The sequence below is a fragment of the Marinobacter sediminicola genome (genome assembly GCF_031157525.1).
In the GTDB taxonomy this organism is placed as follows: Bacteria; Pseudomonadota; Gammaproteobacteria; order Pseudomonadales; family Oleiphilaceae; genus Marinobacter; species Marinobacter sediminicola.
Genome location: NZ_JAVIXR010000023.1, coordinates 1 through 8,770, shown reverse-complemented (window position 1 = coordinate 8,770; position 8,770 = coordinate 1). Strand labels below are relative to the sequence as shown.

Here is an 8,770-nt window from a genome sequence, read left to right as displayed (position 1 = left end):
TCTGGTCTCTTACGGCTTTGGAATCGTTCTGCGCCCTATGCTCTCCGGCATACCTATCGGCGGCACCGATCTGGGCTTCTGGTTCGCTCAACAGGGCTCCATCCTCACGTTCATTGCACTTATCTTCCACTACGCGTGGCGCATGAACAGACTCGATAAACAATTCGGCGTGGACGAGGAGTAAGTTTATGAGCCAATTTGCAATCAACATCATGTTTGTAGGTGGGTCCTTCCTCATCTACATACTCATCGCTGTTTGGGCCAAGGCCGGAAGCACCAAAGACTTTTATGTTGCTGGCGGTGGAGTTCACCCTATCACAAACGGCATGGCTATCGGTGCCGACTGGATGTCTGCAGCATCCTTTATCTCCATGGCCGGTATTATTGCCGCCAGTGGTTACGCAAGCTCCGCCTATCTGATGGGCTGGACGGGCGGATACGTTCTGTTAGCGATGCTACTTGCTCCCTACCTGCGCAAGTTCGGCAAATTTACAGTTCCGGAGTTTATCGGCGATCGTTTCTATAGCAAAAACGCCCGTCTGGTTGCTGTTATCTGCCTGATTGTTGCATCCCTGACCTACGTAATCGGCCAGATGGCTGGTGCCGGTGTCGCTTTCTCACGCTTCCTCGAAGTTGATTCCACAACAGGCCTGATGATCGCAGCTGTCGTTATCTTCATCTACTCCGTACTTGGTGGCATGAAAGGTATTACCTACACCCAGGTTGCCCAGTACTGCGTACTGATCGTTGCCTACACCATTCCAGCAGTATTTATCTCCTTCCAGCTGACTGGCAATCCCATTCCGGCACTGGGTCTGTTCTCAACACACATTGATTCCGGAATGCCGATTCTCGACAAGCTGAATCAGGTTATTACTGATGTTGGTTTTAGTGAGTATTCTGCAGACGTTGACAGCCACCTGAACATGGTTCTGTTCACCCTGACTCTTATGATCGGTACAGCCGGCCTTCCCCACGTTATCATCCGCTTCTTCACAGTACCGAAGGTTGCTGATGCGCGCTGGTCTGCTGGCTGGGCACTGGTGTTTATTGCCCTACTATACCTGACAGCGCCCGCTGTTGCGTCCATGGCTCGCCTGAACCTGATGACAACCGTTTACCCGGATGGCACCGCTGCCGAGCCGATTCGATATGAGGATCGCCCTCAGTGGGTTAAAGAGTGGGAAGTTACTGGCCTGATCAAGTACGTGGATAAAAATGAAGACGGCCGCATCCAGATGTATAACGACGGATCCGACGAAGCCGCCCAAGCGTTTAAGCCTCAGGCTGAAGCTCGCGGCTGGGAAGGCAATGAACTGGATGTGAACCGCGACATTATCGTACTTGCCAACCCCGAGATTGCTAACCTTCCTGGCTGGGTTATCGGCTTGATTGCTGCAGGCGGCCTTGCTGCTGCACTATCGACCGCGGCTGGCCTCCTGTTAGCCATATCTTCGGCAATCAGCCATGACTTGATAAAGGGTTCAATCAATCCGGGCATCACAGATAAGGGCGAATTGCTTGCAGCCCGCATCTCCATGGCCGTTGCGATTGTTGTTGCAACCTAACTCGGCGCTAATCCCCCAGGGTTTGCAGCACAGGTTGTAGCACTGGCTTTCGGTATCGCGGCAGCCTCTCTGTTCCCGGCCCTGATGATGGGCATATTCTCCAAGCGCATTAACAACACCGGTGCTATTGCGGGTATGTTGAGCGGTCTGGTATTCACTCTCTCGTACATTTTTGTGTACAAAGGATGGTTCTTCATCCCAGGCACAGCTAACCTTGCGGATACACCTGCAAACTGGGTGTTTGGTATCTCTCCACTGTCGATCGGTGCTATTGGTGCGTTGGTCAACTTTGCGGTAGCCTTTGTTGTAGCAAATGCGACTGATGAGCCGCCCGTTGAGATTCAGGAACTGGTTGAAAGCGTTCGTTACCCCCGCGGTGCCGGACAAGCTCAAGACCACTAAGCAACACTCTGACCTGATTAACTCATCGAGTTGTCAGGTTGTTCTGGACGGGCTTCCTCAATGAGGGAGCCCGTTCTTTTTTAAGGAAAATATTTTATGTTCTGGACTCTTGTCGCCACCGTCTTCTGCGGGCTGGGTGCCGCCGGTATCGCTCTGGGCATCCGCGCTGCCACCCGCAACATGGCGCCTAAATGGATTATTCCGGTATTTGCAGGTATCGGTATGCTTGGGTATTTGATCTATGGAGAATACACTTGGTTTGACCACAAACAGTCGCGCCTGCCAGATGAAGCCGTGGTCGTGAGTACAGAGCGAAAAGGCATCTTCTGGCGGCCTTGGTCCATGGCCTACCCGTATGTGACCGCCTTCTCCACCGTGGATACAGACAGCATCAGCCGAGAAGATACCAGCAACTCTGATATCGTCAGATTTACACTGTATCGCTTCGAACAGAAGATAACGGATTCGGTATCTCACAGGGTCCAAATCATTAACTGTGCGACCCGCGAACTTGTCCCACTTGGCTCCGATGGAACACCACGGATAGACAACCTCAAGGTTTTGGAACGAAGCGACAAACTTTATTCAACGGTATGTTCAAGCTGACATTCTGGTACTGAGACCAGGTAACCTGCCCTACCTGACGGAAATAAAGAACTATGATTAGTGTCTGGCTGCTGGTTTTAATTTCCATCACCTACATATCAATCCTGTTTATCATCGCTTGGGCGGGTGATAAACATCCGGGGCTTTATAGCCGGCGCCTTGCCAGAACGCACGTTTACTCGCTGTCGTTGGCGGTCTACTTCACCTCCTGGACATTCTATGGCGCCGTAGGCCGGGCCACTCAAGAAGGTCTTGGGTTTCTGCCTATTTATCTCGGCCCCTTGCTCGTCTTTGTATTCGGTGCGCCACTGCTACGACGCATCATCTATATAAGTAAGCGCAACAACAGTACCTCTATCGCAGACTTCATTGCTTCTCGCTATGGCAAATCCCAGCTATTAGCCGCTATGATCGCCGCCTTTGCTCTGATTGGTAGCGTGCCGTATATCGCTCTGCAGCTGAAAGCAATCGCCATGGGTTTCAGCGTGCTTTCCAACACCGGAACCGGAGCCCAACAGCTGAGCACTGCGGCCTGGAGCGACGCAGCCTGGTACATCACCCTCGCTCTCACCGCGTTTACCGTGCTTTTTGGTACCCGCCACCTGGAATCTACCGAGCACCACCGTGGAATGATTCAGGCCGTGGCCTTTGAGTCGCTGATCAAGCTTATTGCCTTTGTGGCGGTTGGGCTGTTCGTCGGATATGGGCTCTATAACGGCTTTGGCGACTTGGTGGGCAATATAAAGCAAGCCGATCTGACCGGTATTCTTACAACCGATGGCATTGAGGCGCCTGCGTTCATCACACAGACGCTCGTTGCCATGCTTGCCATTATCTGCCTACCAAGGCAGTTCCACGTAATGGTGGTCGAGAATGCTGACCATCGGGACTTCGAAGTCGCACGCTGGGCAATGCCCGTATATCTCATTGTGGCCAGCGCCTTCGTTCTGCCCATTGCAGCGGCTGGTCTTTTGGCACCAGGAGCAGTCGCGAGCAACCCGGACATCCTTATTCTTCAGCTACCAATCATGGCTGGCAAAGAGTGGCTGGCGATTCTCGCGTTCCTCGGAGGCGGGTCGGCAGCGGCCGCCATGGTTATCGTATGTTCCGTCGCGATCGCCACCATGGTAAGCAATGAAATTATCATGCCGGCTCTACTCAAATTTTTTCGGCCTCGGATGAACCGGCAGGCCGATCTAAGCTCCCTGCTTTTGGGAATACGCAGGGTGGCAATTTTTGTGGTTCTGCTGACGGCTTACGGTTTTTACCGTATGGCAGGGGCAGACTACAGCCTGACGTCATTCGGGCTTTTGTCTTTCGCAGCAGCGGCACAATTTGGGCCAGCATTAGTAGGAGGCATTCTGTGGCGGCGCGGTAATGCCACAGGCGCCGCATGGGGTCTGGGGCTTGGCTTTTTCATATGGTGTTACACCCTTTTGCTGCCCGCTCTTGCATCAACAGGCTGGTTTAGCGATTCACTCATCAACGAAGGCATGTGGGGCCTGAGTTGGACCAGACCAACCGCGCTGTTCGGACTGGACCTCGACGAGACCAGCCACGGCATTATCTGGAGCTTGGGAACAAACACTCTGGTTTACGTCCTGCTGTCACTAGTCACGCGGCAAAGGGTGCGCGAGAAGATTCAGATTGCCTCATTCTTTCAAGACCCTCACCCGAAAGGCGATACCGTCCATCACCAGAGCTGGCAAGGTGAAATACTCACATCAGACCTTCAGGCACTTAGCGACAGGTTTATGGGCGAGGAGCGCTCTGAAACAATTTTTCATAACTATGAGCGCCGCAATGCGGTGAGGCTTCACCTGCACCGCCCTGCATCCTCCCATTTGATGAAATACGTAGAGCGCCAGCTTGCCTCGGTAATTGGGGCATCTACCGCAAGGGTCGTCCTGGAATCGACCCTCACGGGCCGCGATATGCAGATCGAAGACGTAGTTAGCATCGTCGACGAAGCCTCGCAAGCCATGACGTTCAGCCGCGAGCTGTTGCAATCAGCTATTGAGAACATCAGCCTTGGCGTGTCAGTGGTCAACCAGCAACAGCAGGTGGTGGTCTGGAATCAACGATACCTTGAGCTTTTCAGCTATCCGAAAGGTTTTGTAAAAGCCGGTAGACCTGCAGAAGATCTGATGCGCTATAACCTGACAAACGTCCACCTGCCAGCACGGCGTATTGATGAAATCATTTCAGACCACTACGCCAGCATGCGAGAAGGCAAACGTATCTCCTACGAGCGCCAGAGGCCAGACGGAACCGTCGTCAAGATAGATGGCAGCCCAATCCCCGGCGGCGGTTATGTAACGACATTCCAGGATGTTACAGCCATGCGTCGCACTGAGCAGGCGCTAAAAGAAACAAACACCTATCTTGAGCAGCGGGTTAAAGAGCGAACCCAGGAACTGCAAGTTATCAACGAGCAGATGCTAAAAGCCAAGTCGGTTGCGGAGAAAGCGAACCAAAGTAAAACCCGCTTTCTGGCCGCTGCCAGTCACGACCTCTTACAGCCTCTGAATGCTGCTCGCCTTTTTACTTCAGCACTTGCAGGTAAAGCCAGCAGTCCTGAGACAGAAGAACTTGTCGACCACATCGACAGTTCACTCGGAGCAGCGGAAGAGATCATCAGCACCCTTCTCGATATTTCCAAGCTCGATGCAGGCGCACTGGAACCAGACCTAGGCGTATTCCCGGTTAACGATATCATGCGCCATCTGGCAACAGACTTTACAGCGATTGCCGAAGATCAAGGCCTCAAGCTGCATGTAGTACCAAGCACAGCATGGATCTACTCAGATTCAAAACTGCTCCGGCGGGTGATACAAAACTTCCTCTCCAACGCAATTCGCTATACGACACAAGGCAAAATCCTGATGGGCTGCAGGCGCCTGAAGGGCTACCTGCGCATCGAGGTTTGGGATACTGGTCCGGGCATACCGGAAGATCAATTAACCTTGATCTTTGAGGAGTTTCGCCGCTTTCAACACGGAAGAGACAAAAAAGGTCTCGGTCTGGGCCTGGCAATTGTCGACCGTATCAGCGGCATGTTGAACTATCCTGTAAGTGTCCAATCCGTACAGGGCAAAGGCAGCGTCTTTGCCGTAACAGTTCCCCTCGCGCAAGCTGTAGAAGCACACCAAGCCACGGAGAAAATTGCAGCAAAAACCTCTCGGCGCGTTTCCAGCCTTAGTGGCCTGAACGTTCTGTGCATCGACAACGACCCTGCAATTCTGCAAGGAATGGTCGCCTTGTTAGGGAACTGGGGATGCGACATCACACCTGCTGAAAGCCTGGATACCGCTCTGGAAAAGCTTGGTGGTATGCAGCCCGACATCATACTTGCGGATTACCAGCTTGATGACAACAAAAACGGGCTGGACGCAATGGATGCCATACGTGAATCGGTACAACAGGTCGTACCAGGCATTCTTATAACCGGGTATATGGCTCCGGAAGTACGGGATGATGCTATTGATCGTGGTTACCAGATTCTCTACAAGCCAGTTAAGCCAGCAGCCTTGAGAGCCATGGTGAACAAATTACTGAAACAAAAACGCTCATGAGTACCCCCGTCAAGAGTGTGTTCGCTAAGCTCTCTTATCTCGTGGTTGACGATTTCGAGAACTTCAGGATCTCCATGCTCCACATGCTTCGCAGCTGCGGCGCCGACAATATTGAACTGGTCGCCCACGCCAAACCCGCCATAGATTACTGCACCTACAACCACGTAGATGTAGTGCTCTGTGATTACAACTTGGGCAAGGGCAAAAACGGTCAACACATTCTTGAGGAGCTTCGTTATAAAAAGCTTCTGAAACGGTCCTCGCTGTTTCTCATGGTTACCTCGGAGTCATCCAGAGAAATGGTTATGGGTGCACGGGAATACCAGCCAGATGCGTACCTCACGAAGCCAATCAACCACGCAATGTTGGAAAAGCGCCTTAGCAGCCTGATAAGTCAACGTAACGCTTTGCTCCCGATCAACCGTGAAATAGACCGGGAAAACTATCCCGAAGCCATTTCGCTTTGCATTGCAGCCCTAATGCGACTACCGCGGTATAAAACATGGTTAATGAAAACCTTGGGAGAACTCTATTTCCTGTTAGGGGACCTCTCGCACGCGATCAGGGTATACGACGACGTTCTGTCCCAACGCGAACTTTCATGGGCTCGGGTCGGGCGCAATAGGGTGCTCCTTGCCAACCATCGCTACGACGAAGCAGTTGAAAGTTTGCGGAAGTTGATCACGGTCCACCCTGACTACATGAAGGCCTACGACCTTCTAGCCGAGGGGCTGGAGCGTCAAAATCGCTCCGGTCAAGCCCAGAAGGTTCTGGAGCATGCAACAACCCACTCTCCAAACGCCCTGCTTCGACAAAAACACCTGGCTGAGTTGGCAGAAGTGAATCAGGACATGGAAGCAGCTGCAGATGCATGGCGGCAAACGGTTCGCCTAGGTGCCCATTCTATTCACCACAGTTCTGACCACCATATCGCTCTGGCTCATGCTCTTTGTGACCTGAGCGACGGTGAGAAGGATGAAAAGAGCGAAGCATTAGCGCATGAAGTAACTGCAGTTCTAGACAACATGGAAAGACAGTTTTCGGACAACGAAGTCATCGAACTTCGTAGCCTTATCATCCAATGCAGGATAAAGGCCGGGCTTGGAGAGGCGGAAGAAGCCAATTCAATACTTGAGAGCATCAGGGAAAGAATACACCAGACCGACCCTATGGACCTGGATACAGGGCTGGACTATGCAAAAAGCTTGTATCGACTGGACCACGCAAGCGAAGCAATAAGGCTGCTGGGACATCTACATGAGCAATATCGTCTAAATCCTGAAGCTGCCAGAAAGATCGAGAGCCTATTGGACGAACCCGTCAGCTTCCGTAAGAAAATCAAAGCCCGCGGCCTTAACCGGGAAGGGATCGCAGATTTCGAATCCGGTGCCTTCAAACAGGCTGAGCGTACTTTTTCTAAAGCACTTGAGATAATCCCCAATCACCCCGCGCTTAATCTCAATCTGGTTCAGGTGTTAATCAAACAATATGAAGAAACAGGTACAGCCGATATGCTGATCGAACGCTGTCAGCATCACCTTAGTCGTTTGGCTGCCCTTCCGGAGCAGCATGGGCAATACAGGCGTTACCTGGCTCTGCAACGAAAACTAAAGGCACTAACTTCATGAAAAACCGAAATATCGACTTTTCTATGGTTCTCGCTCTGGCGGTACATGATATGAAAAACTCGCTGGGGATGCTGCTCAACTCCATGGATGAGCTACGAACCGAACATGAAGCAAAGCTGAACGAATCCTCAAAGTTTAATACCCTCCAATACGAAGCTGAGCGGATTCATAACGATCTGGTGCAGCTGCTGGGAATATACAGACTTGGGGAAAACAACCTGTCAGCCCATATAGAAGAGCATCCGATCTCGGAGTTCTTGTCTGAACACCTTGCCAGGCATACGCCACTTCTAGACGGGTTGGGAATTGAGTGTTCTATTGAATCCGATGCCATCAACGGGTTCTTCGATGCAGATCTGCTTACAGGTGTTTTGAACAACACCATCAACAACGCAATACGGTATACAAAGAGCCAGATCAAACTAACTGCAACGGAACGCGGGGGTTATCTTGTTATCGGGGTAGAAGATGATGGAGAGGGATACCCCGAAAGTATGCACCATACAGGGACCCTTAGTTTCAAATCTTTGGACTTCAATACTGGAAGTACCAGCCTTGGCCTTTTCTTCGTATCTGCCATTGCCAACCTTCACAGCGAAGGAGATCGACGCGGCTACATTAAGCTCCACAATGGCGGTGATTTAGGTGGTGGCGTTTTCGAAATATGGCTTCCCTAAATGCTTTTACAATTATTTTGGACATAAAAAAACCCCAGCTTCGCAAGAAGCTGGGGTTTGGCATTAAGAGTCTGACGATGACCTACTCTCACATGGGCAAATGCCACACTACCATCGGCGCAGGCCTGTTTCACTTCTGAGTTCGAGATGGGATCAGGTGGTTCCAAGCCGCTATGGTCGTCAGACAAAACGGTTGATCACTGGGGGACGAGATAGATATTTTCTGTGATGTTGATTCTTTCGTTGCGTCATCCGCAATTGTCTTGGGTGTTATATAGTCAAGCCGCACGAGCAATTAGTATCGGTTAGCTCAA

General features: G+C 51.6%; 5 protein-coding genes, 1 rRNA gene and 1 pseudogene. 6 read left to right on the top strand and 1 reads right to left on the bottom strand.

Annotated elements, in window-relative coordinates; genetic code table 11:
* The 6 genes and pseudogenes from RG807_RS17495 to RG807_RS17470 all read left to right on the top strand — a co-directional run.
* Window positions 1-184: DUF4212 domain-containing protein (locus tag RG807_RS17495; RefSeq protein ID WP_309046027.1), on the top strand; the 184-nt coding region annotated here is incomplete at its 5' end.
* A 4-nt stretch (window positions 185-188) separates the two neighbouring features.
* Window positions 189-1,970 (top strand): annotated as a pseudogene (locus RG807_RS17490) (sodium:solute symporter family protein).
* A 96-nt stretch (window positions 1,971-2,066) separates the two neighbouring features.
* Window positions 2,067-2,576: a hypothetical protein gene (locus tag RG807_RS17485; RefSeq protein WP_309046026.1), complete on the top strand. Its 510-nt coding sequence runs from the start codon at window positions 2,067-2,069 to the stop codon at window positions 2,574-2,576.
* 53 nt (window positions 2,577-2,629) lie between these two features.
* Window positions 2,630-6,151, top strand: a complete 3,522-nt coding sequence (locus RG807_RS17480) for a hybrid sensor histidine kinase/response regulator (protein ID WP_309046025.1) — start codon at window positions 2,630-2,632, stop codon at window positions 6,149-6,151.
* On the top strand, window positions 6,148-7,779 hold the full coding sequence (locus tag RG807_RS17475; RefSeq protein WP_309046024.1) for a response regulator: 1,632 nt from the start codon (window positions 6,148-6,150) through the stop codon (window positions 7,777-7,779). The genes RG807_RS17480 and RG807_RS17475 overlap by 4 nt, the downstream gene beginning before the upstream one ends.
* Window positions 7,776-8,456 carry a sensor histidine kinase gene (locus RG807_RS17470; protein ID WP_309046023.1) on the top strand — a complete coding sequence of 227 codons (681 nt, stop codon included), beginning with the start codon at window positions 7,776-7,778 and terminating at the stop codon, window positions 8,454-8,456. The genes RG807_RS17475 and RG807_RS17470 overlap by 4 nt, the downstream gene beginning before the upstream one ends.
* A 69-nt stretch (window positions 8,457-8,525) precedes the next feature.
* On the opposite strand, the gene rrf is transcribed toward RG807_RS17470, so the two are convergent.
* Window positions 8,526-8,641, bottom strand: a 5S ribosomal RNA gene (gene rrf / locus RG807_RS17465).
* Window positions 8,642-8,770: the final 129 nt, after the last annotated feature.